Genomic DNA, 22,504 nt, shown 5'->3' on the forward strand with positions numbered 1-22,504 from the left:
AGAACAGGTTATTTAAATATAAAGTTCAATCAGTTAATGGGCTATTTAAACAAAAAATCAAGGCGCACATGTTGTTCTATCGCATCTGCGATGCGATTAATGCCTTGCTCCTTTAACTCTTCAAAGTCTTGTTGTTTGATTTGGGTGCCGTTTACCCATTCTGATACCAGGCTTAAGACAGCTGCCTCGTCAAAGAACCCGTGAAGGTAGGTTCCCATGATTTGGCCACACTCGCTGATCGCCCCCTCCGCTTCACCGGAACTGAATGTAAGAGGTTGCAGGCCCCGTACTTCACTTCGCCCTACGTGGATTTCATAACCCTTTACATTGGCTGTTTTGCCGTTAAGAGAAAGCTGTGCTTGTGTGTTTGTAAGCTGTTTGCTGTTAGTTAGCGTCGTAGTGATATCAAGCAAGCCAAGTCCTTCGCTTTGACCTGGTTGGCCTTCGACGCCGTTTGGATCATCAATCAAGTTTCCAAGCATCTGGTAGCCGCCACAGATACCAATCACTTTTCCACCAAGACGAATATGACGCAAGATATCTTTATCCCACCCTTGGCTTCTTAGATACTCTAAGTCGTCTCTCACTGATTTGGTCCCAGGCAAAATAACAAGGTCGGCTTTATCTATTTTTTCGCCTTTACCTACATAACGTAGATTGATATCTGGATTCAATCGCAGCACATCAAAATCAGTATGATTACTAATCCGGGTTAAAACAGGCACAACAACATTCAGTTTTACCTCAGAGTGCAACTCTTGCTGCGCAGTGATCGCGTCTTCTGCTTCTAAATTCAAACCATGAAGAAAAGGAAGTACACCAAGTACAGGTTTACCTGTTTTTTCTTCTAGCCAATCGAGGCCCGATTGCAATAAACGAATATCACCTCGAAAACGGTTGATAACAAATCCTTTTACTCGCGCTTGTTCAGATTCAGAAAGTAACGCAAGTGTTCCGTACAAATGTGCAAACACTCCACCACGATCAATATCAGCAACAATGATCACTGGTACATCAGCGGCCTCAGCAAAACCCATGTTTGCAATATCGCCTTCTCGTAAATTGATTTCAGCAGGACTCCCCGCGCCCTCGATAATGATCGAATCAAATTCTTGAGTCAGACGAGAGAAGGAATCTAACACCGTGTCCATCGCCACTTTCTTGTAATCATGAAAGCCAGCCGCATCCATATTGGAAATCGCCTTACCCTGCAAAATGATCTGAGCACCTGTATCACTGTTAGGTTTAATTAAAACCGGATTCATATGTACGGTTGGCTCAATATTACACGCCTGTGCCTGAACGGCCTGTGCTCGACCTATTTCACCGCCATCTTTGGTTACCGCACTATTTAGTGCCATGTTTTGTGGCTTAAATGGGGCAACATTTATCCCTTTTCGTGCTAATACACGGCATAAACCTGCCACAAGGACACTTTTTCCGGCATCCGAAGTGGTGCCTTGAACCATTAAAGATGGGATCGCTGATTTCATGAACATTTGTAAGGAATAGAGGAAGATGAACAATCATAACGTCATCGTCCCCACTTACTCAAGCAAATGAATAGAATATGAATGTTGAAATCATCATTGGTTCAAACAAGCCCTGCTTTAATGACCCCATCAAAACAAACCGATGAGGATGTAACATGAAAAAGAATACAATTATCGCAACAATCGCCGCCTTAGCTATTGCTCCTTCTATCGCGTTCGCGAAAGATAACGCTCAAAACCAATCAAACTTGCAGTTTAACGGTCCTGTCACTGTGGAAAAATTGGATGCCTTGCTAAACGACTCCAATATGTTTACTGAAAAAGATGTGGTCGTTGAAGGTAACTTATTGCGTCAAGTTCGCGCGGATAAGTTTGTCTTTAGCGATGGTTCCGGTGAAGTGATGGTCGAACTCGATGACGATATTCAGCTAAATACTCCGATTGATCATACGACTAAAGTCCGTCTGTTTGGCGAATTTGAAGGCGGGAACAAACCAGAGATTGAAGTCGAACAACTCGTGGTCATGTAAAACAAACCCCGATTGCTGTGCATATCAACATGATGTAGTGACGATTACAGCTAAATAGTGACGGCAAGCACTTAAAATGATAGCTTTATCAATCTTGGTCTGCTTTTTGCAGACCATTTTTTTGTTCATTTTATTCATCTTGCCCGGAGACACCATGCTAGGTAAAGCTCTAAAGGTTGCAGCCTTTGGTTTGTGTGCTATTTTGCCACTTTCCGCACATGCAAATAATTTCAACTACAACACGATGGAATTTCGCATGGGCACTAGCCCTGGTACATTTGGTGGCGAGTTCAATACCTACTTTACAGAGAATACCCATTTCATTGCTCGCGCAGACAGTGAATTCAGCGGAGACTGGGACATTGCTGGTGGTATAGGCTTTAATGGGCCAGCAGGCCAATTTGCAGATATTTATGGCCAAATGTTGGTACACAACATTAAAGAGAACGGCAGTGATAAAGTCGGCGACGAGTGGCGCACGGAAGTGAATATTGGCACTCGTATTTGGTTTATGCAAAATGTTGAGCTACATGGCCGTATCGGCCAAATCATAGATAATGACGATTCGAATACCATTTACAATCTAGGCGCACGATTCCACTCAACTCAGCAACTATCGCTTGGTGCAGATTTTAAAAATAATGGTGTCTATGGCCAGCAAATTGTAATGTCTGCTCGTTTTGCATTTTAGTGGACATGACTATGACTACCAGGGCATCACAAGCAAGCATATGATTCAATAAAAATAGCCTCCGATTTTGGAGGCCATTTTTTGCTAATCAAGAATTATTAGCTTGTAGCAGAAACTAGCTTTAATACATCAGTTTTTAGCGGTTTTTTTAGGTTTATCTTGCACATATTTTTTCGATACATCCACAACGGCAATATCTCTAAAAAAGCTTCGACCAAGCAAAATTGGAAACGTCATATGTCCGCGATCCGCTAACGTAAACTCTGTCTTTTCTTTGTGATCCCCAACGGTAATGTAGGCTTTTACCACCGCTCGTTTATCCACCTCTTCTGACAAAGACTGCTTAACTTTAGCCCAGCGCTCAACGGGTACTTTAAATTCTTTGGTGTCTTTGTCACCTAAATCTATCTTAAATTTAACCCAGTCTTTACCATCACGCTCAAACGGAACAATGTCAGTCGCACTAATTGATGATGTTGTCGCACCTGTATCGACTCTAGCCTTGAAAGTCTGGTCAATTTCAGGAACATAAACCCATTCTTCAGAACCAAGAATTAACATGCCATCGGGTGTTTTTGTGACCTTGACTGGCTTCTTAGGCTTTGGTTCCGGCTTTTTCTCAGGTTTCGCTTCTGGTTTGGGCTCCACCTCTGGCTTTGGATCTACATCAGGTTTCACTTCTGGCTCGACTTTAACGGGCTCTTCGACCTTTGGCGACTCTGGCTCAACAGGTTCCTGCGTCGTTTGAGTTGACGTACAAGCAATTAAACTGCCGCTCATCATAAGCGGCAGAATCAGTTTCCAGTTTTTCATCCACACTCCAATTAAGCTTGAGATACTTTCTTAATTGCGTCCGCTACGTATGGAATATGAGTTTCGGTAAGTCCGGCAATGTTAATTCGACCATCGCCAACACCATAAATGCCATAATCTTCACGCAGTTGCGCCATTTGGTTTCCACTAAAGCCTAGCACAGTAAACATGCCTTTGTGACCCTCAATGAAATCAAATTGATCTGTATTATGGTTGTTTCTCAACTCGTTACACAAACTTTGACGAAGGCTAACCAAACGATGTTGCATTTCACTCAATTCTTGCTTCCAAACGGAAGTGAGATTGTCATCTTGCAGAATGGTCTTAACTAAAGCTGCACCATGGTCGGGTGGCATCGTGTAAGTCGAGCGAGCTAGAGTGAGGAGTTTACCTTTTGCATTGGTTACATCATGCATGTTCTTACCAACCACAATCGCTGCACCAGTTCGTTCACGGTACAGACCAAAGTTCTTCGAACATGAAGTAGTAATCAACATCTCTTCAACGTTATCTGCCATAAAACGAAGGCCTTTTGCGTCTTCTTCTAGGCCATCACCGAAGCCTTGGTAAGCAATGTCCACAAATGGGATGAAACCGTTCTTCTGCGACAATTCTGTAATGGCTTGCCAAGCAGAGAAGTCAATATCCGCACCAGTTGGGTTGTGGCAACAACCATGAAGAAGTACCACATCTGAAGGCCCAGCTTTCGCAAGATCATCCATCATTTTTTCGGTGTCTACTTGTTTCGTTTCCGAAGAGAAATAGTGGTAGAACTTAACTTTAAGGCCTGCTGCTTCCATCACTGGCTTGTGGTTTACGTAGCTTGGGTTGGAAATCCAAACCGTCGTATCTGGCTGTGCGATCTTCATTAGATCACCGAGCATACGCAGCGCACCACTTGCACCTGGCGTTTGAATAGCTGCAACACGATCCATTGCAGACGTTCCCGTCAGTAGCAAATTGATCATGCTTTTATTAAATTCTTCGCAACCTGCAAGACCAACATAAGACTTGGTTTTTTGAGTTTCAACAACGACATCCTGCGCCATTTGAATGGCTTTCATAATCGGCGTTTCGCCTGCGCTGTTTTTGTATACGCCAATGCCAAGGTCAACCTTGTTTGGACGTTCATCGTTACGGTATGCAACGGATAGAGATAAAATAGGATCTAATACGGGAGTTGGGAGATTAGAAAACATGAAAGTCATAACCCTTTGAAATTCAAGTACCGAACCTCACGTTAACACCATCGCAAAAAATGACGAAATGATTTTTCACTTATTTCATCAATTAGAGAACAAAATTCTGGATTGCGGTGAGTTTTGTGCGCTCTATCGTTCAGAAAAAGAACGATTCACTCCTCGTTGTACCAATCCACTCTACCGTTTTTTCTAAACTCTCTTGGTGTCATGGTCGACCACGCTTTAAAACGTGTACTAAAGTTAGCGCTGGTCGGATATCCGACTATTTCTCCAATATGCTGAATTGGCCATTCTGTTGAACGAAGTAACCTAGCAGCATATTCCATGCGCATACGCGTTAAATGTGCCATTGGGCTTCGACCAAACTGCTTTTGAGTCAGTCGATGCAAATGAGGCTCCGAACATGGATATAGAGCCGCCACCTGCTCAACGCTCCAATCCTTATGGAGCTGACGTTGGACAAGGTCAAATACACGCCGAAGCCTCAATTGGCTGCGTGATATCGACTCTGAGGGCGGCATGTTTAACATCAGCTCTAACTGAGCCACACTATGCTCACCTACCGCACCACCATAATCGATTGGAAGGTTAATGCTGCGTAGTAACGTTTGGATACATGCATACATCACTTCAGGTGTAGATGAAAGCTGGTAGCGAACATCGCATTCTAATATCGGCCACTCTCTATCAGGAGCAAGAAAAAGCCACGCGATCTGCCAAGGTTCTTCTTCTATACCAAAACCGTTTTCAACACCTGCGGGTACTGTAATCAACGAGCCCGGTTCCAAATCGTATCGATAAGTCCCACTCTCTAGCCACCCTTTACCACGCACCGTATAGAGCAGCATGTGTTTCTTTTGGTTTTTACGATAAACAGAGAAGAAGTCACGACAAGTGGCAATGCCGCACTGCACAATGCCTCTCTCCTCAAGTGCTAATACTCGACTGTGATCAATAAACTCTTGATAAGTTTTTTCTGAAATCGCGTAGCGTTCTTGTTTATCTTCCATGATTTATTGGCTCACATGTGCGTTAGTAGAGAGTTTTACAAAGGTTTTGGATTCCTTTGAAAAATACACCGCCAAATCATGAGGATAAACTACTCGCATTAATCTTTAAGGAGAAATGCGATGCTCTTAACACGCGAATACATCGATAAAGCATTTTGGCAAAAGCTGATTACGATTGGCCTACCTGTTTCACTTCAGTCCATGCTTTTTGCTTTGCTCGGCGTCGTGGATATTTTCATGGTAAGCCTACTCGGAGAATCTGCAACGGCAGCAGTTGGAGTTGGAAATCGTATCTTTTTCTTCAACCTAGCGGTTGTCTTTGGCCTGTGCGGTGCAGTTACCGTACTTGCTTCTCAATACTACGGCTCAGGAAACCTAGCCGGAATTCGCAGAACGTTGGCGCAATCTTGGTTTATTTCCATTTTGGTGACGCTGCCGTTTATCGTTCTTTATGCGATTTTTGATGAAGAGATCGTCTCTTTTATGTCAGACGATCCTGAATACGTCACTTATGCACGTGATTATCTTGTGGTTACGGGCTTTAGCCTCATTGCTACGGCGATAGTAGTACCGATTGAAGCGGTATTGCGCTCCGTGGGCCAAACCAAACTGGCAACCAACGTTAGTATCTCCGCCATTGTCGTTAACGTCGCGCTTAATTATGTATTGATTTTTGGTTTACTTGGTTTCCCTCAATGGGGCGTATTTGGTGCAGCCGTAGGTAGTTTTGTTTCTCGATTTTTCCAAACGGCCGTCTTGATTTATTTTTTCTACAAACGATATGCTTACCTAATTCCGACTAAGTTCGATTGGGTACAAGGCCGCTTAAAACAGTATCGAAAAAAGTACTTTAAGGTTTCTTTACCCATGTTGGTCCACGATGCGCTTTGGACTGGTGGATTGATCGTTTACAGCATCATCTATGGTCAATTGGGCGTTTCAGAACTGGCGATCATCTCATTCTTATCACCGATTGAAGGGGTACTGATTTCAACCTTTATGGGATTTGCGGTCGCTGCATCCGTTCTTCTTGGGAATGATATTGGTGCAAAACATTATGACCGAGTCGAGAAAACGGCGTGGTGGTATGTGTTAACCAGCGCAATCTTAGCCACCTTGCTGTTTTTCCTAGTGTGGTTGAGCTCGCCCATGATTCATCACCTATTGGTACTGAGCCCGTTAACCGATGCAGACATGGCACTTAACGTATGTTTAGTCATGGCGCTAGGTATGATTTTGAGGGTGTTTAACATGGTTGGGATTGGCGGCGTACTAAAGAGTGGCGCTGATATTCGCTATAGCATTTTCATCGACACGTTCGGTCAGTGGGCTATTGGCATCCCCCTTACTTATTACACAGGCATGGTGTTAGGGCTGCCTTTGCATTTTGTCTTGATGTCTCTGCTCGCGGAAGAGTTAGTGAAAGGCGTACTGACGACTTACCGTATTCAATCTAAACGTTGGATAAATAATATGGTTGAAGATGACCAATCGGTGACAGCGTAACCAAAAAGACATTAACGAACTCACACCAAAAGGGCTCACCCGTTCTGCACGCGTGAGCTCTTTTTATGTGCGGAGAATGCTTGATTAGATGTCCGTAAATCGATGAATGATTTGGTTTGAACTGCCACGCCATTCGAGATTGAGGTCTTTCTTGTCTTGTTCAAACTTACCATCAATCAAAACATCGATGTATTGCACCACTTCCCTTTGCGCGTCATTCAGTTCCGTCAGCGTGTAGCCAGTCCAAACCCAAATGTCTTTACCTGGGCACTCCTCTCTCACCCTTTTCACTATCTTCAAAATATGAGGCACATTAGCAGGGTGAAGCGGATCTCCACCCGACAACGACAAGCCACGGCGTTTGATACGCGTGTCGTTTAAGTCAGCGATGATTTTGTCTTCCGCTTCTTGCGTGAAAAGTACACCAGAATCCAAACGTTGCGTCGACTGGTTATAACAGCCACGGCACTGATGCACACAACCCGACACAAACAGCGTACAGCGCGTACCCGGTCCGTTAACAACGTCAATTGGATAGTATTGGTGGTAATTCATAATGCGTCTCTGTGTTATCGCGAAAGAGAAAATCAACCTGTTTAAAGTTGATTTTCAAAGTGTAAAACGAGTGGTAGTTAACCTTACAGGTGTTTAACTCGGCGCTTCACTTCTTCTTGCTTACCGAAGTTAAACGGGCGTGCATCTGGGCTGCCTAGGTAGCCACAAACACGACGTGTCACTGACACTTTGGTTGAATCATGGTTGCCACAGCTTGGGCAAGTGAAGCCTTTACTTGTACAGTCAAACTCACCGTTGTAACCACACTCGTAGCACTCATCAATTGGCGTGTTAGTTCCGTAGTAAGGCACTCGGGTGTAACTGTAGTCCCATACGTTTTCTAGTGCTTCAACGTTACGTTGCATGTTCGGGAACTCGCCGTAACAGATAAAGCCGCCGCTTGAGATTTCTGGGTAAGGCATCTCAAAGTCGATCTTGTCGTATGGGTTCACCTTCTTCTCAACATCTAGGTGGAAGCTGTTGGTGTAGTAACCTTTGTCTGTTACGCCTTCAATTACGCCGAACTCTTTCGCATCGATGCGGCAGAAACGGCTACATAGGTTTTCACTTGGCGTTGCATATAAGCTGAAGCCATAACCTGTTTCGTCAGCCCATTGATTCACAGCATCTTTTAGATGCTTGATGATCGCGACCGCTTTTTCACGCAAAACAGCGTCATCATAAACGTGCGCTTCTGTACCGAATAGCGCGTTAATTGTCTCGTGTACACCGATGTAACCAAGAGAAATAGACGCACGACCGTTTTTGAATATATCTGCGATTGAGTCGTCTGCTTTCAAGCGAACACCACATGCGCCTTCCATGTATAGGATTGGGGCCACACGTGCTTTCACGTTTTCAAGGCGAGAGATACGTGTCTCTAGTGCTTTACGAGCAAGACGTAGGCGGTCATTTAGAAGCTCGTAGAATTTCTCTTCGCTTCCGTTTGCACGGATAGCGATACGAGGAAGGTTCAAGCTCACGACGCCAAGGTTGTTACGACCTTCGTGAATCAGCTCACCGTTTTCTTCGTAAGTACCAAGGAAGCTACGGCAACCCATTGGCGTTTTGAATGAACCGGTTACTTCCACTACTTTGTCGTAGTTAAGAATGTCTGGGTACATACGCTTAGACGCACACTCAAGCGCAAGTTGCTTGATGTCGTAGTTTGGATCTTCTGATTTGTGGTTCAAACCATCTTTGATGCCGAATACAAGTTTAGGGAATACCGCTGTTTTACGGTTCTTGCCTAGACCTGCAATACGATTCTTCAGAATCGATTTCTGGATCAGGCGGGATGCCCAGCTTGTACCAAGACCAAAACCGAACGTAACGAATGGGGTTTGACCGTTCGCTGTATGCAGCGTGTTTACTTCGTATTCTAGAGATTGAAATGCGTCGTAACACTCTTTCTCAGTGCGCGCTTTTGCGAACTCTTCTGGCTCAGCAATGTTCCACTCTTTTGCAATCTCTAGGTGTTTCTCGTAGCTTGTGATTACGTACGGTTCTAGAACCTCATCAATACGGTTGATGGTTGTACCGCCGTAAATGTGGCTCGCGACTTGAGCAATGATTTGTGCTGTTACCGCTGTTGCAGTCGAAATTGATTTTGGCGTATCAATCTCAGCGTTACCCATTTTAAAACCATGCGTCAGCATGCCTTTAAGATCGATAAGCATACAGTTAAACATTGGGAAGAACGGTGCGTAGTCTAAATCGTGGTAGTGAATGTCACCCACTTCGTGCGCTTGAACCACATCGCGAGGAAGAATGTGCGTCTTCGCGTAGTGTTTCGCTACGATACCAGCCAACAAGTCACGTTGAGTCGGAATTACTTTGCCGTCTTTGTTCGCGTTCTCGTTGATTAGATCCAGATTACTTTCTTCAATCAAACCTTCGATTTCGCGAGTTAGTGCACTTTGCTTCTCACGAGCGATGTCGCGATCGTGGCGATATTCAATGTAAGAACGCGCTAGGGCTTTGTAAGGACCTTGCATGAGTTCATTTTCGACTAAGTCTTGAATCTCATGGATGTGAACTTCATCGTGTTCTCTTAACTGTAACTCGACAGCAAGAGCCACATTAAGAGCATAAATAGCGACATCTTTATCTTTGTTTTCCGCTGCTGCTTCAACTGCTGCTTGGATACGATCCCTGTTGAACGGAGCTCTTGATCCGTCGCGTTTGATTACGATTGGTTTCACTTTGTTCTCCTTACCCGAGCATACTCACAGAGTTATCCACAAACACACTATATGGGGTTATTTTTTATTCTGGCAACACAATATATTGTGGCGTATTTAACGAGAAGCACCACTCGAAAACATTGATTTTGATCAATAAAGATTGGCTAGCGAACAAGAAGAAATCGATCTTATTGGCGTTGATCTCAGTTGCGAAGAAAACCATGAAAATTGCAAAATTGGTACTAAATCTACTTGCTATTTTTGGAGGTCTTGTAGGATAAAGGATGGAAAGGAATACGCTAAAAGATAGGAGTGCAACAGGCCAAAATGCGATCACTTTTTGTTACGTTAATATTACTTTTTAGTTCTCTTTCATTTGCTCAAAACTCCATCAACCTAACCAGTTGGAACATAGAATGGTTATCTATAGATGGTGGAAAAGTGTCGAGAACACCACAAGATTTTGAAAAGCTGACCCACTATGTGGATAAAACACAAGCCGACATTTTTGCTTTTCAAGAAGTCGAAAGTGCTGCTGCCATCCAAAAAGCCGTTGGCAATGACTTCACTATTTATCTTTCCGATCGTTCAAACGCCTCCAACCGACACCTTCAGTTTAACGACACCAACCAATACACAGGCTTTGCCGTGCGCAATGGCGTAAGCGTATTAGACAAGCCAGACTTCTCTATCACACGAGGCAACAGCAAGCTTCGCTTCGCGAGCTACCTTGTTTTAAATCCAAACCAAGAAAACGAGACTCACCTACTCTCTGTACATCTGAAAGCGGGTTGCAGTGGCGCGTATCGTAATAACCGCGATTGTAAGATAGTGAAACAACAAGGACAGGCACTAGCTAAGTGGATAAAGGCGCGCGAGGACAACAAACAACATTATGTCGTGCTTGGCGACTTTAACCACAACTTGGGTTATCAAGGAGATTGGTTGTGGGACGTGATATCGGACAATACTAGTGCAAAGCTAGTGACTAAAGACACTAAAGCGGAATGTAAAGTGCGCTCTAATCGTAATCCGAATAAAACCCACCAATTCCGCTCGGTGATAGACCACATCATTGCGAGTGGTGATTTAAAGGCGTCGTCTGGTGTTCAAACCGTTTTCAAAACACAAGATGTACTCGACTATAAACTGAGTGACCATTGCCCGGTTTCTACGACACTCACTTTTTAGCGTTTAAGTACTCTTTTTAACGTTGAAGTACTTTCTTTATTGACGAACCACTCTTTTAGCGGTGAATGACCCAACCAACATTGCCGCTATAAAGAGCAGAACTTGTGTGTTGCCAGTAAAAAGGCTGGCAACCGCAGGACCAGGACACACACCCAGTAAGCCCCAACCAATACCAAACAGTGCTGCACCACCGACTAACTTTTTGTCTATCGTTTTAGAAGTCGGACAGACAACCTCATCACCAAACACAGATTCGCTTCTTGGCTTTATTAATAAAAGATAAGCAGGAACGAACACAACAAGTGCTCCGCCCATAACGAAGGCTAAGCTTGGGTCCCATGAACCGGTAATATCAAGAAAGCCGATCACTTTTGCCGGATCTGCCATACCAGAGACCACCATACCAATACCAAAGAGCACACCAGAAAATGCAACAACGGACATTTGCTTAATACTTTTCATTACGTGAGTTTTCATAACGACACTATTCCTCACGATACTAGCAAGACGGTTAACATGGCTGTGGCCATAAAAGTACACGTCGCGACCACAGAACGGATTGAGAAACGCCCTATTCCACAAATGCCATGGCCACTAGTACAACCATTGCCGATACGCGTACCAACACCGACTAACAAGCCAGCAACGATAACTAAAATAAGATCACCGCTGTACTGATCTGGTACATGCCCGCCAAGAACATAAACAGCAAACAAGCCACCTAATACCATCGCAATTAAAAAAACAATTCGCCAAACGCGGTCTGCGCTCTCAACGGCACCGTTTAAGATCCCACTGATCCCAGCAGTCTTGCCAGTAAATAGCATCAGTGTTATCGCTGATACGCCAACTATTATGCCGCCCAACAGCGACATCCAAGGAACTTCAAACATAGCAACCGCCAAACTAATTACTTACAGAAAACTTGCTTAAAGGCCTCAACCAACGGACCAACTCTTTCATCAGAAATTGAATAAAATACCTGCTGAGAAACTTTTCTAGCTTTAATAATGTCGTGCTTTCTCAATACGGTGAGATGTTGTGAAAAAGCAGATTGGCTTAATGATGAACCTTCAAACAGTTCACCAACCCCTTTCTCGCCTTCAATCAGCTTACACATCACGATTAGGCGCTCTGGATGAGCCATAATTTTAAGCAGCTCACTCGCTTCGGTCGCGCTTTGTAGCATACTGTCGCCCATTCTTATGCCCCTTCATCAATACGTTAATTTTTATTAGATATTACTAATTAACATTATTAAGTCAATGCTAATGTAGCCAAATTAACATTAGACACAGCTAATTTATTTAAGTAAGGTGTAGACGCTTTCGATCATTCAGTAGGAGAAATCCATGAGCAAAATCGTGATTATTGGTGGTGTTGCTGGCGGTGCATCTGCAGCAGCTCGCGCTCGTCGTCTTAGTGAAGACGCAGAAATCATTATGTTTGAACGCGGTCCATTTGTGTCATTTGCAAACTGTGGCTTGCCGTACCACATTGGTGGCGATATCCAAGAACGCAGCAAACTGCTTCTTCAAACGCCTGAGAGCTTTTTAGCGCGTTTCAATGTTGATGTTCGTGTGATGAACGAAGTGGTTTCAATTAACCGCCAAGATAAAACGGTTACGGTTAAGAACCTACTTGATGGCTCTGAATACCAAGAGAGTTACGACTTCCTTCTACTTAGCCCTGGTGCAGGTCCAGTTGTGCCGCCTATTCCCGGTATTGATAACCCGTTAACGCACTCACTGCGTAATATTCCAGATATGGATCGTATCATTAAGACGATCGAAACCAACAAAGTTGAACACGCTACAGTCGTTGGCGGTGGTTTTATCGGTTTGGAAATGATGGAAGCCTTCCACCAGCTTGGCGTAAAAACCACATTGGTTGAAATGGCGGATCAAGTGATGACGCCCGTTGACCGAGAAATGGCTGGCTTCGCACATGCTGAAATTCGTGAGAAAGGCATCGAACTTAAACTTGGCGTCGCACTTGAGTCGGTGAAATTCGTACCTAACGAGCACGTGGCAAGTTTCGACTCTGGTGAGAGCGAAAAACACCAACATCTAGAAGGTGAATTGGAATTAACACTAAACAATGGTGAAAGACTCACCACCGATATTCTGATTATGGCAATTGGTGTTCGCCCCGAGACCAAATTAGCAAAAGAAGCTGGCTTAGAAATCGGCGCTCTTGGTGGTATTTATACCAATGAATACATGCAAACCAGCGATCCTTCGATCTACGCTGTCGGCGACGCGGTAGAAGAGAAAGACTTCGTGACTGGCGAGCAAACTCTAGTGCCACTTGCGGGCCCGGCAAACCGTCAAGGCCGAATGGCAGCAGACAACATGCTTGGCCGCCAAGAAACTTACCAAGGTACGCAAGGCACGGCGATCTGTAAGATCTTTGATTTAGCCGTCGCTTCTACTGGTAAAAACGAGAAACAGCTGAAACGTGAAAACATCGCTTATGAAAAAGTGTATGTGCATACAGCAAGTCACGCGAGTTACTACCCAGGTGCAGAAACCGTGTCATTCAAAATGCTGTTTGATCCAGTAACAGGTAAAATATTAGGTGCGCAAGCAGTAGGTAAAGACGGTGTTGATAAACGTATCGACGTAATGGCAGTTGCTCAGCGTGCTGGTATGACGGTAGAACAACTGCAACACCTTGAGCTAACTTACGCGCCACCTTATGGCTCTGCTAAAGATGTAATTAACCAAGCGGCGTTTGTGGCAAATAACATCATCAAAGGCGATGCGACCGCGATTCATTATGATGAAATGGATTCACTGACAGAAGACCAACTGTTACTTGATGTTCGTAATCCTGGTGAATTGGAGTCCGTTGGTTATCTTGAAGGTGCAATTAATATTCCTGTCGATCAACTACGTCGTCGCATGCACGAACTTCCTAAAGACAAAGAGATCGTGATTTACTGTCAAGTTGGGTTACGCGGTAACGTAGCATACCGTCAGCTGGTCAACAATGGTTACAAAGCCCGCAACTTGATTGGTGGATACAGAACTCTCAAATTTGCTCGCTTATAACTTGATAATAAAAAAGAGAAAACCACGTGCTTGGTTTTCTCTTTTTTTGCAGGAAAGAAAGCGTAGATCATTCACCTTCAATTGCCAAACGGACTGCTGCTTGAGCATGGATAGAAGTTGTATCAAGTAGTGTAACCTCGGTGTGACTTTGGTTTACAAGTAAGGCAATTTCAGTGCACCCGAGAATCACAGCTTCAGCTCCGTGCTCTTTTAGTTTTTCAATAATTTGCAAGTATATCGTCCTTGACTCCTCTTTGATTTCACCTTGGCATAACTCTTTATAAATAATGTTATGTACTTTAGAGCGGTCGTCTTGATCGGGAATGACGACATCAAGCCCATAACGGTCGGAAAGCCTTCCTTTATAAAAGTCTTGCTCCATTGTGAATTGAGTACCAAGGAGTCCGACCTTTTGAACCCCTTTCTCACGAAGTAACTCAGCAGTCGCGTCTGCGATATGTAGTATGGGGATATTAATACTGGCTTCAATTTGAGGCGCAACTTTGTGCATTGTGTTAGTACAAATAAGAATGAAGTCAGCGCCCCCTTTTTCTATTGAAGATGCAGCATCAGATAGAATGCTTGCCGTTTCTTCCCATTTACCTTGATGTTGAAGTTTCTCTATCTCCGAAAAATTCACGCTATACATACAAATTTTTGCGGAATTTAGGCCGCCTAACGCCTCTTTGACTCCTTCGTTGATCAATTTGTAATAACTAAGCGTCGACTCCCAGCTCATACCACCTAGAAGGCCGATAGTTTTCATATAACTCTCCAATCGTTATACACCACCGTGTCAGGGGGGTTACAAACAAAATTAACCACTTAAATAAGAAGCATTCAAGCGTATTCACTATTGAGCATTGGGTAACACGAAAATAAAATCATTCCCACAGGGACCGCTACGCGATTCTCATATATCCTCGCAATATAGTTACCGCACTTCCAGAAAGTTTAACGTGCTCAATGCTTAACAACTCTGTATGAACGACCCCACTTCTCTTAGAGGCTTGGAAGCCTTTCAGTTGCTTTTTGTTGAGCTTTTTAGCCCAGTAAACACATAAAGCGCAATGTGCAGAGCCTGTAACTGGGTCCTCGTTAACACCCACCCAAGGCGCGAAGTATCGAGAGACAAAATCGGCGTCAGTGCTTGATTGAGCAGTGATGACGACGCCACGGCCTTTTTGTTTAAGCAGCGCACCAAAATCAGGGTCGAGCTGTTCAAGTACAAATTCATCATTAATGACGACCAACTGCTTATTATCAAACTGACCGTAGGCGACTACATTGGCGGCATCTAACCCCAAACCATGAAGTAAGTCTTTGTTAATACTAGCTCGCATATCTAAAGTTGGAGCAGGAAACACCAAATGAATTTCTTCATGATCGAGTTGTGCAGTTAAAACCCCAGATAGCGTAACGAACTCAATCGTATCTCCAGTATTATATAACCCCTGCTCTTTCAGAACGTGCGCCGTTGCAAGTGTGCCGTGTCCACACAAAGCAACTTCCGTCCTCGGTGTAAACCAACGAAGTTGCATTGTACTGAGTGACAGAAATGCCGTTTCAGATAACGACATCTCGGCCGCGATGGCCAACATCGTTTCCTCATCAAGGCTTGACTCTGTGATACAAACACCCGCGGGATTACCTTTGAAAACCTCTGATGTAAACGAGTCAACCTGAAAAATTTTAACTTCCACGAAATATCCTTAAGTTCTATCAAACACGTAATTCTGTATCACGTGATTTTTAATATCTGTTGTTTGAGCAAAAAAAACCTATGAAATTTTCTACCAACCTTATAGGTCTTGTTGGAAGCGCTAACAAACAGGAGAATGTAGTTAATTATGCAAAACGTAAAAAGCCATCATCAATGTGACTCAATTGGATATCTTATCGGAGTTTTCGGCGTTTCTTTAGTTCTAATATGGATTGGTATTTATAAATTCACACCTACAGAGGCCAAGCTTATACAACCGCTCGTTGAAAATCATTTTCTGATGAGTTGGTTGTATGATGTGATGTCAGTTCAAACCGTATCAAACATCATTGGCGCAACAGAAATCATTGTCGCTATTGGATTAATCGTTGGCCTTAAAAACACACGAGTCGCTTATTTTTCTGGCATAGCCGCCGCAATTATTTTTCTTGCGACACTCAGCTTTCTAATTACAACACCGAATACATGGAAAGTGTCTGATGGGGTTTTGGTGACAAACTTCTTTTTAGTAAAAGATATTCTATTTTTAGCCATTGCGATTAGCGTCATCGAACGAAACAAGCCAAACAGAGAATAACTCTAAATAGTTCGAAATCTTGTTTTTCCAGAACGTAGCCTGAAAGGTGCAAACGACTTACAAGTCGAATGGTTCTGTCAATAACTCTAAACAAAGACTCTTAAATTTAGAATGTTTAAGAGTCTTTGCCTTCTAATGATGCGAAACAACATCCTAGCGTAAAGTGAAAAGAAAAGCCTTTTACTCTACTGCTAAGGTTTATTGATACTTTGCCGAAGTAATGAACTCACCGAATGTCTCGCACCATACAACAACCGTATTGTATTCAGAAATTGAAGTGCTTTGAGGAACCTCAACAACGAAGTTATCGAACGTTTTGACATCACCAATTAAGCTCATCTCAGATTTAAGGTCATTAAACTCTTGTTCCGTTTCGACAAACTTAGGAGATAGATAGAGTTTATAGTCTGGTCCGGGAGCGAGTTTTCCTACCAACGTAATGACTTCAGAACTCAAATGAATTTCTCCCTCTCCCCAATGAAAAGCGTCGCTACCTTTGAGTTCCCTCTTAAACACTGCGCTGTATTCTGCACCTTGCTTGCTCTTAGCAACTTGTTCATCGGTCGGCGCAGGTGGTGCAATAAGGATCGGTAAAGTATAGATACCTATCGCAATGCCAATAGAAACTGCCACTAAGTGACTGATTGTTAATTTAATTATATTTTTCAAGGTCATAAGCATCTTCTTATTAGTTTTACTACTTGAAATTAGATTCAAATCGGCCTTATCTGTCTATTATCGAGCAGCATAATGTCATTAACATTATACACAAGCTATGCGCACTAAATGCAGACTGAGCGCAATTAAAAACGGCTGATAATTAATATCAGCCGTTTGCTTATCGGAAATGTCGTTGTGCCGGTTTGGTCACTATTCCGCTTCCACCAAAGCGATCTTATCGGATGTCGATTTTTCCAATTTTATCGCAATAAACTTAGAGGTTGGCGTAAACGTTCTATCCCCATAACTGTCCAAAGGAACTAATGGGTTTGTTTCTGGATAGTAAGCCGCCGCCTGACCTGCTGGTACATCATAGGCAACAAGCGTAAATCCGCTCACACGGCGCTCAACGCCATCTTCCCACAATGACACCATGTCCACTTTGTCGCCCGGTTCAAAACCGAGTTTACGAATATCCGCTTCATTGATAAACAGCACTTCGCGCATACCAAATACTCCACGATAACGGTCATTCAAGCCGTAAAGTGTCGTATTGTATTGGTCGTGTGAGCGCATGGTTTGCAAGATCAAATCTGGCTTTTGGCCTTTTTCGAGTATCGCTTCGCTGATCAACTGCTTCGGCAACTCGCTAGAGCTGAACTGTGCTTTGCCGCTTGGTGTATTCCATCGACGCTCAGCAGCTGGGTTTACCAAGTGGAATCCACCCGGGTGTTTAAGCTTATGGTTAAAGTCGGTAAAGCCCGGAATCGTGTCGGCAATCAAATCGCGAATACGGTCGTAATCTTCAATCGCCCACAACCAATCAATTGGTTTTGCCCCGAGTGTAGCATTGGCAATACCGGCAATAATCGCTGGTTCTGAACGCAAATGCTCCGAACGCGGTTTTAGCTGACCAAATGAGATATGCACCATGCTGAAAGTATCTTCAACCGTCACGCCTTGTGGGCCAGTTGCTTGCTGATCAATCTCGGTACGGCCTAAGCACGGAAGAATAAGCGCATCTTTACCTGTGACAAGGTGAGAACGATTTAACTTCGTCGAAATGTGTACGGTTAAATTACAGTTTCGCATCGCGTTGTGCGTACGTTCTGTGTCTGGCGTTGCTTGTGCAAAGTTACCGCCCAAACCGATAAATACTTTCGCTTGCCCTTCTTCCATCGCTTTAATGGCTTGCACAGTGTTGTGGCCTTCACCGCGCGGGACGGCAAAGTTAAATCGACTTTCAATGCGATCCAACAACAGATCTGAAGGTTTTTCATCAATGCCCATCGTACGGTCGCCCTGAACGTTACTGTGACCACGTACTGGTGAAAGACCCGCGCCCGGCTTACCAACGTTACCTCGTAACATTTGCACGTTTGCGACTTCTTTAATGGTTGGTACAGAGTGACGATGCTGAGTCAACCCCATCGCCCAACACATGATCACACGTTCTGCACGTCGATACATGCTCGCCACCATCTCGATTTCACTTAAATCAAGACCCGATTGTTCCGCGATGTGTTCCCAAGAGGTTGCGTCCACTTCAGCCAAATACTCATCAATACCTGTTGTGTGTTGCTTGATGAATTCACGATCAAATACCGCTTTTCCACCGTTTTGCAATGCCTCGCGTTCCCATTGCAACAAGAATTTCGCGATGCCACGAAATACTGCCATGTCTCCGCCCAAAGCAGGACGCAGGTACGCCGTGTTTGTAGGCTCTGAGCCATTACTCAACATCTCAATCGGCATTTGTGGGTTTTGGAAACGCTCTAATCCGCGCTCTTTCAGCGGGTTTAGACAGATAACCTGTGCACCACGTTTCACCGCTTCGCGCAGAGGTTCAAGCATTCGTGGGTGGTTCGTGCCCGGGTTTTGACCAATCACGAAAATCGCATCAGCTTCTTCAAAATCATCAAAGATCACTGTGCCTTTACCAACGCCAATGGTGTCTTTCATCCCGATAGCACTGGCTTCGTGGCACATGTTGGAACAATCTGGAAAGTTATTGGTACCGAATGCGCGCACAAATAGCTGATACAAAAACGCCGCTTCGTTGCTTGCACGACCAGAGGTATAAAACTCAGCTTGGTGTGGTGAATCCAATTGATTGAGATGTTTCGCGACAAGTGCAAAAGCCTCATCCCAAGAGACTGGCACATAGTGATCGGATTCAGCATCGTATCGCATTGGGTGCGTGATACGGCCTTGGTATTCCAACCAGTAATCGGTTTGCGTTGAGAGAGAAGAAACGCTGTGATTGGCAAAAAACTCAGGATCAACCAGACGATTGGTCGCTTCCCAGTTTACTGCTTTCGCGCCATTCTCACAAAAATTGACTTTACCACTATCTGGCGACTCACCCCATGCACATCCCGGGCAGTCGAAACCGCCATTTTGGTTGGTTTTGAGCATGGTGCGAATGTTTTTAACTGCATTTTCACTGCCCCACCAACTTCTGGTTACGGCTTTCAGTGCACCCCAACCACCAGCTGGACCTTTGTATGTTTTTATTTGTTCTTTTTGGCTCACGACTTTACTCCTCGCAGATATACCAGCAAGCAGGGTGCCCGTGAAAACAAGCGCGTTATTTATTTAGATAATGCGGAAGTATTGAAGGGCTTAGTTTCTAATCCATGTATTTTTTAATCCAAATAAGTAACCACTCAACATGCTCTCGCTTGTCCGAGCGTTTACTTATCTAGATTCTTGATATCGGATACCCGCCTACTGTTTCTAAGACTGTTAGATTCAATTCGCATTGTTGCGCCTTGATCTAAATCAAAGATTAAGTCGTTATTCAATATGCGTCCAATTGATAATCCTGACCGAGTGATAAGCAAAATCTATGACGAATTTTTCCACTGACGGTCGTCACATTTTTAATCAATACAATTTATGAGGTTAATCGTTTTCCCATCAGATTCCACCTAGTTCGCTTAACGAACTCAATAAAATCGGCCCTCTTGATAATAGATAATATCTATCACACTATAGATACTTTAAATTTGACCCTAATTAATATCAGGAATAGCCTTGATTCAGATCAATTTTGAGTGTGGTTTTATTCTTGACTTGGTTTTGGTTTTCCATTCCCCAGTTAAAACGCTCCAGCGCTTAAAAAGTACGGTAGTGCTGTGCCCTTTTTAGGGAGTTCCCCCCGTACATGTGACTCACAACGCAAGGTTAACAAGCCATTATGGATATCAAACAACTTAAATATCTCATCGCACTTGAACAGACCAAACACTTTGGTCAAGCCGCCGCATTGTGCCACATTACGCAGCCTACCTTGTCCATGAGAATCCGAAGCTTAGAGGAAGAACTCGATCTCGAATTAATCCAAAGAAGTCAACGATTTGAAGGGTTTACTGAAGCAGGAGAACGCATTTTAGCTTGGGCAAAAACCGTCTTAGCCGCTCATGATGGATTGCAAGCTGAAGCCGCCAACTGCCGTGGTCAGTTGGTCGGCTCTCTTCGGCTTGGAATGGTGCCACTCGCCAGCCAAAACCCGATGCAATTGCTCAAACCATTAGCTCACCAGTTCCCTGAGTTACGCTTTCAAATACTCTCCATGACGACCGAACAGATCATAGACCAACTCAATCGCAATCAACTAGATTTGGGGATGTGTTATGTCGATCAAGTTAACACCGCTTACTTCGATGTTATCGAGCTCGACTCGACCAAACTTGGCGTTTTATTCGATGAGCGTCATTTTGATTTTGCCGAATCTGAAGTGTTGTGGGAGTCACTCAATAACATTCCGCTAGGGCTGCTTTCGAAGGGTATGCACTATCGCCACTCAATTGATCTTAGCTTTGTGAGTAAAGGGCTAGTTCCGCAAACCGTCATTGAAAGTAACTCCACCTTTCACTTGATCCAAGCAGTAACCAGTGGCCTTTGTTGCGCCATTATGCCGCTGAACTGTGGATTAGAAGAGTTGAACGATACGCTTCGCATTATCCCTATCGAAGAAGCCGCCGTTCACGCCCCACTAGGTTTGTTAAAGCGAAAACAAGAACCCTTCTCCGCGCTAACCGATCAGTGCTTCGCAGAAGCAAAAAACATATTCAATCGATAACAACAACCCACACGTCAATGTTTGGCATACATAACGGCTTATGAGGTGATTTCATGAGATGTACTACTCAATCTTATTTTGAACTGTCCGATTTCAATCAAGCACCACCTCAACCAAGTGCGTTCAATTACCGAGAATTGATTGATGGCCGCCCAGTGCAACAAATGTCGCTGGCGAGTGAATCCGCCTTAGCTATCAGCTATAACGGCATTAGCCAAGCGGTCATGATGGTGACGCCAGGCCATCTGGAAGACTTCGTGAAAGGATTTAGCCTAAGCACAGGCATCGTCCACGATTTCAAAGAGATTAAAGACATTGAAATTGGTGGCGATCACGAATCTCACTATGCGGAAGTGGAAATCAGCAACCGCGCTTTCTGGGCGCTAAAAACACAGCGCCGAAATCTTGCCGGCACAACCGGATGCGGCATTTGTGGTGTAGAGGCTCTGGAACAAGCTTTGCCTGATTTGGCACCGCTAACACCGTCTCTTCCTCCGCGCTCCGATGTATTCGAAGGGCTGCGAGACAAAGTCGCACTGCATCAAGAAGCCGCACGTGAATCTGGCGCGTTACACGCCGCTTTATTTGCAGATTTACAAGGCAACATCAAGTTGTGCCGAGAGGACATCGGCCGTCACAACGCGCTAGATAAGTTGATTGGCGCATTGACCAACAATCACATCGAGCCTCAAAGTGGCTTCGCAATCATGACAAGCCGTTGCAGCTTGGAGTTGATCCACAAAGCCGTTCGCGCGCGTATCCCCACTCTGGTTTGCTTATCTGCGCCTACAGCGTTAACTGTCGAATGGGCAAGAAGAAACCATTTGAACCTAATTCACTTGCCAAAACACGGCTCGCCGCGTCTATACAGCCCCGCGCCTTAACACGTCAACCTAATCGAATTCCTAATATTTCTAACGGAGACCTCTGGGTCTCTGTTGTTTGCTTCTCGTTCCCAATTGATACTTAGCGACAAGACACTATTCTCTCCAACCAAACGTGCTCACCCCTTGTCAGCACTAAGCTTGCGTATATTAACCTGCTTGCATTTGAACGCTTTCCAACCCGATAAGAACCCTGTCAAAAACCCATAAATTAGTAAGGATTTTGTGTGACTCTTTTCACGCTTTTCCGCCTTCCTAGGCATTTCTAGGAATTTTTCCTAGCCGATCTAGGCAACCATCTCATGTGCCTTACAAAACCACTCTCTAGAATTCCGCTCAG

The 22,504-nt window shown here is 44.2% G+C and carries 21 protein-coding genes; 8 read left to right on the plus strand and 13 right to left on the minus strand.

The window, feature by feature from the left end; genetic code table 11:
- Positions 1–41 precede the first annotated feature (41 nt).
- Positions 42–1,493 (minus strand): cobyric acid synthase, encoded by a 1,452-nt coding sequence (locus tag R7040_RS04900; protein WP_053308076.1) that lies wholly within the window; start codon positions 1,491–1,493, stop codon positions 42–44.
- Between the two features lie 155 nt (positions 1,494–1,648).
- Between R7040_RS04900 and R7040_RS04905 the strand changes: the two genes are divergently transcribed.
- Together R7040_RS04905 and R7040_RS04910 are read left to right on the plus strand one after the other, a co-directional pair.
- The gene (locus R7040_RS04905; protein ID WP_005376220.1) at positions 1,649–2,023 is read left to right on the plus strand and encodes a YgiW/YdeI family stress tolerance OB fold protein; all 375 of its coding nucleotides are present in this window, start codon (positions 1,649–1,651) and stop codon (positions 2,021–2,023) included.
- Between the two features lie 154 nt (positions 2,024–2,177).
- Complete coding sequence (locus R7040_RS04910) at positions 2,178–2,714, plus strand: hypothetical protein (RefSeq protein ID WP_017634623.1); 537 nt, start codon at positions 2,178–2,180, stop codon at positions 2,712–2,714.
- 129 nt (positions 2,715–2,843) lie between these two features.
- Here the strand turns inward: R7040_RS04910 and R7040_RS04915 are convergent, their stop codons facing one another.
- The 3 genes from R7040_RS04915 to R7040_RS04925 all read right to left on the minus strand — a co-directional run bounded on the left by R7040_RS04915 (position 2,844) and on the right by R7040_RS04925 (position 5,739).
- Positions 2,844–3,527, minus strand: coding sequence for an ATP-dependent zinc protease (locus R7040_RS04915; RefSeq protein ID WP_213967854.1), 684 nt, complete (start codon positions 3,525–3,527; stop codon positions 2,844–2,846).
- A gap of 11 nt (positions 3,528–3,538) precedes the next feature.
- On the minus strand, positions 3,539–4,726 hold the full coding sequence (locus R7040_RS04920) for an aromatic amino acid transaminase (RefSeq protein ID WP_025767759.1): 1,188 nt from the start codon (positions 4,724–4,726) through the stop codon (positions 3,539–3,541).
- Positions 4,727–4,881: 155 nt separating this feature from the next.
- Entirely contained in the window at positions 4,882–5,739 is an 858-nt protein-coding gene (locus R7040_RS04925; protein ID WP_025767758.1) for an AraC family transcriptional regulator, read from the minus strand.
- Between the two features lie 120 nt (positions 5,740–5,859).
- Between R7040_RS04925 and R7040_RS04930 the strand changes: the two genes are divergently transcribed.
- The gene (locus R7040_RS04930; RefSeq protein WP_206225686.1) at positions 5,860–7,245 is read left to right on the plus strand and encodes an MATE family efflux transporter; all 1,386 of its coding nucleotides are present in this window, start codon (positions 5,860–5,862) and stop codon (positions 7,243–7,245) included.
- A gap of 84 nt (positions 7,246–7,329) precedes the next feature.
- On the opposite strand, the gene nrdG is transcribed toward R7040_RS04930, so the two are convergent.
- On the minus strand, positions 7,330–7,800 hold the full coding sequence (nrdG, locus tag R7040_RS04935) for an anaerobic ribonucleoside-triphosphate reductase-activating protein (protein ID WP_005376213.1): 471 nt from the start codon (positions 7,798–7,800) through the stop codon (positions 7,330–7,332).
- Positions 7,801–7,883: 83 nt separating this feature from the next.
- The gene (gene nrdD / locus R7040_RS04940; RefSeq protein WP_005388026.1) at positions 7,884–10,004 is read right to left on the minus strand and encodes an anaerobic ribonucleoside-triphosphate reductase; all 2,121 of its coding nucleotides are present in this window, start codon (positions 10,002–10,004) and stop codon (positions 7,884–7,886) included.
- 309 nt (positions 10,005–10,313) lie between these two features.
- On the opposite strand from nrdD, the gene R7040_RS04945 reads away from it, so the two are divergent.
- Positions 10,314–11,177, plus strand: a complete 864-nt coding sequence (locus tag R7040_RS04945; protein WP_025767757.1) for an endonuclease/exonuclease/phosphatase family protein — start codon at positions 10,314–10,316, stop codon at positions 11,175–11,177.
- Between the two features lie 36 nt (positions 11,178–11,213).
- Here the strand turns inward: R7040_RS04945 and R7040_RS04950 are convergent, their stop codons facing one another.
- Genes R7040_RS04950 through R7040_RS04960 form a run of 3 tightly spaced genes read right to left on the minus strand, consistent with a single transcriptional unit; the run spans position 11,214 to position 12,378 of the window.
- The gene (locus tag R7040_RS04950; RefSeq protein ID WP_017820171.1) at positions 11,214–11,654 is read right to left on the minus strand and encodes a YeeE/YedE family protein; all 441 of its coding nucleotides are present in this window, start codon (positions 11,652–11,654) and stop codon (positions 11,214–11,216) included.
- Positions 11,655–11,668: 14 nt separating this feature from the next.
- The gene (locus tag R7040_RS04955) at positions 11,669–12,082 is read right to left on the minus strand and encodes a YeeE/YedE family protein (RefSeq protein WP_373417491.1); all 414 of its coding nucleotides are present in this window, start codon (positions 12,080–12,082) and stop codon (positions 11,669–11,671) included.
- A gap of 5 nt (positions 12,083–12,087) precedes the next feature.
- On the minus strand, positions 12,088–12,378 hold the full coding sequence (locus R7040_RS04960) for an ArsR/SmtB family transcription factor (RefSeq protein WP_005376206.1): 291 nt from the start codon (positions 12,376–12,378) through the stop codon (positions 12,088–12,090).
- A 151-nt stretch (positions 12,379–12,529) separates the two neighbouring features.
- Between R7040_RS04960 and R7040_RS04965 the strand changes: the two genes are divergently transcribed.
- Positions 12,530–14,233 carry an FAD-dependent oxidoreductase gene (locus R7040_RS04965; protein ID WP_258470672.1) on the plus strand — a complete coding sequence of 568 codons (1,704 nt, stop codon included), beginning with the start codon at positions 12,530–12,532 and terminating at the stop codon, positions 14,231–14,233.
- 67 nt (positions 14,234–14,300) lie between these two features.
- Here the strand turns inward: R7040_RS04965 and R7040_RS04970 are convergent, their stop codons facing one another.
- Both R7040_RS04970 and R7040_RS04975 read right to left on the minus strand, forming a co-directional pair.
- Entirely contained in the window at positions 14,301–14,999 is a 699-nt protein-coding gene (locus R7040_RS04970; RefSeq protein WP_017820174.1) for an aspartate/glutamate racemase family protein, read from the minus strand.
- A 136-nt stretch (positions 15,000–15,135) separates the two neighbouring features.
- Complete coding sequence (locus R7040_RS04975) at positions 15,136–15,936, minus strand: PhzF family phenazine biosynthesis protein (protein WP_064354807.1); 801 nt, start codon at positions 15,934–15,936, stop codon at positions 15,136–15,138.
- Positions 15,937–16,083: 147 nt separating this feature from the next.
- Here R7040_RS04975 and R7040_RS04980 point away from each other — a divergent pair, with 147 nt between their 5' ends.
- Complete coding sequence (locus R7040_RS04980; RefSeq protein WP_053303648.1) at positions 16,084–16,533, plus strand: YkgB family protein; 450 nt, start codon at positions 16,084–16,086, stop codon at positions 16,531–16,533.
- Between the two features lie 198 nt (positions 16,534–16,731).
- Here the strand turns inward: R7040_RS04980 and R7040_RS04985 are convergent, their stop codons facing one another.
- The gene (locus R7040_RS04985; protein WP_005376099.1) at positions 16,732–17,208 is read right to left on the minus strand and encodes a DM13 domain-containing protein; all 477 of its coding nucleotides are present in this window, start codon (positions 17,206–17,208) and stop codon (positions 16,732–16,734) included.
- A 195-nt stretch (positions 17,209–17,403) separates the two neighbouring features.
- Positions 17,404–19,728 (minus strand): FdhF/YdeP family oxidoreductase, encoded by a 2,325-nt coding sequence (locus R7040_RS04990; protein WP_064354808.1) that lies wholly within the window; start codon positions 19,726–19,728, stop codon positions 17,404–17,406.
- Positions 19,729–20,395: 667 nt separating this feature from the next.
- Between R7040_RS04990 and R7040_RS04995 the strand changes: the two genes are divergently transcribed.
- A complete protein-coding gene (locus R7040_RS04995; protein ID WP_005376096.1) occupies positions 20,396–21,280 on the plus strand; it encodes a LysR family transcriptional regulator in 885 nt (294 codons plus the stop codon).
- 53 nt (positions 21,281–21,333) lie between these two features.
- On the plus strand, positions 21,334–22,164 hold the full coding sequence (gene fdhD / locus R7040_RS05000) for a formate dehydrogenase accessory sulfurtransferase FdhD (RefSeq protein WP_017634640.1): 831 nt from the start codon (positions 21,334–21,336) through the stop codon (positions 22,162–22,164).
- Positions 22,165–22,504: the final 340 nt, after the last annotated feature.

The organism is Vibrio sp. 1069, from assembly GCF_033340555.1.

Excerpts from the sequence above, each read along its gene's own strand:
- R7040_RS04950 (WP_017820171.1), bottom strand. The coding sequence starts at position 11,654 with ATGAAAACTCACGTAATGAAAAGTATTAAGCAAATGTCCGTTGTTGCA.
- R7040_RS04980 (WP_053303648.1), top strand. The coding sequence starts at position 16,084 with ATGCAAAACGTAAAAAGCCATCATCAATGTGACTCAATTGGATATCTT.
- R7040_RS04985 (WP_005376099.1), bottom strand. The coding sequence starts at position 17,208 with ATGACCTTGAAAAATATAATTAAATTAACAATCAGTCACTTAGTGGCA.
- R7040_RS04905 (WP_005376220.1), top strand. The coding sequence starts at position 1,649 with ATGAAAAAGAATACAATTATCGCAACAATCGCCGCCTTAGCTATTGCT.
- R7040_RS04965 (WP_258470672.1), top strand. The coding sequence starts at position 12,530 with ATGAGCAAAATCGTGATTATTGGTGGTGTTGCTGGCGGTGCATCTGCA.
- R7040_RS04910 (WP_017634623.1), top strand. The coding sequence starts at position 2,178 with ATGCTAGGTAAAGCTCTAAAGGTTGCAGCCTTTGGTTTGTGTGCTATT.
- R7040_RS04915 (WP_213967854.1), bottom strand. The coding sequence starts at position 3,527 with ATGAAAAACTGGAAACTGATTCTGCCGCTTATGATGAGCGGCAGTTTA.
- R7040_RS04995 (WP_005376096.1), top strand. The coding sequence starts at position 20,396 with ATGGATATCAAACAACTTAAATATCTCATCGCACTTGAACAGACCAAA.
- R7040_RS04960 (WP_005376206.1), bottom strand. The coding sequence starts at position 12,378 with ATGGGCGACAGTATGCTACAAAGCGCGACCGAAGCGAGTGAGCTGCTT.
- R7040_RS04945 (WP_025767757.1), top strand. The coding sequence starts at position 10,314 with ATGCGATCACTTTTTGTTACGTTAATATTACTTTTTAGTTCTCTTTCA.
- R7040_RS04930 (WP_206225686.1), top strand. The coding sequence starts at position 5,860 with ATGCTCTTAACACGCGAATACATCGATAAAGCATTTTGGCAAAAGCTG.
- R7040_RS04925 (WP_025767758.1), bottom strand. The coding sequence starts at position 5,739 with ATGGAAGATAAACAAGAACGCTACGCGATTTCAGAAAAAACTTATCAA.
- R7040_RS04900 (WP_053308076.1), bottom strand. The coding sequence starts at position 1,493 with ATGAAATCAGCGATCCCATCTTTAATGGTTCAAGGCACCACTTCGGAT.
- fdhD (WP_017634640.1), top strand. The coding sequence starts at position 21,334 with ATGAGATGTACTACTCAATCTTATTTTGAACTGTCCGATTTCAATCAA.
- R7040_RS04920 (WP_025767759.1), bottom strand. The coding sequence starts at position 4,726 with ATGTTTTCTAATCTCCCAACTCCCGTATTAGATCCTATTTTATCTCTA.
- R7040_RS04970 (WP_017820174.1), bottom strand. The coding sequence starts at position 14,999 with ATGAAAACTATCGGCCTTCTAGGTGGTATGAGCTGGGAGTCGACGCTT.
- nrdG (WP_005376213.1), bottom strand. The coding sequence starts at position 7,800 with ATGAATTACCACCAATACTATCCAATTGACGTTGTTAACGGACCGGGT.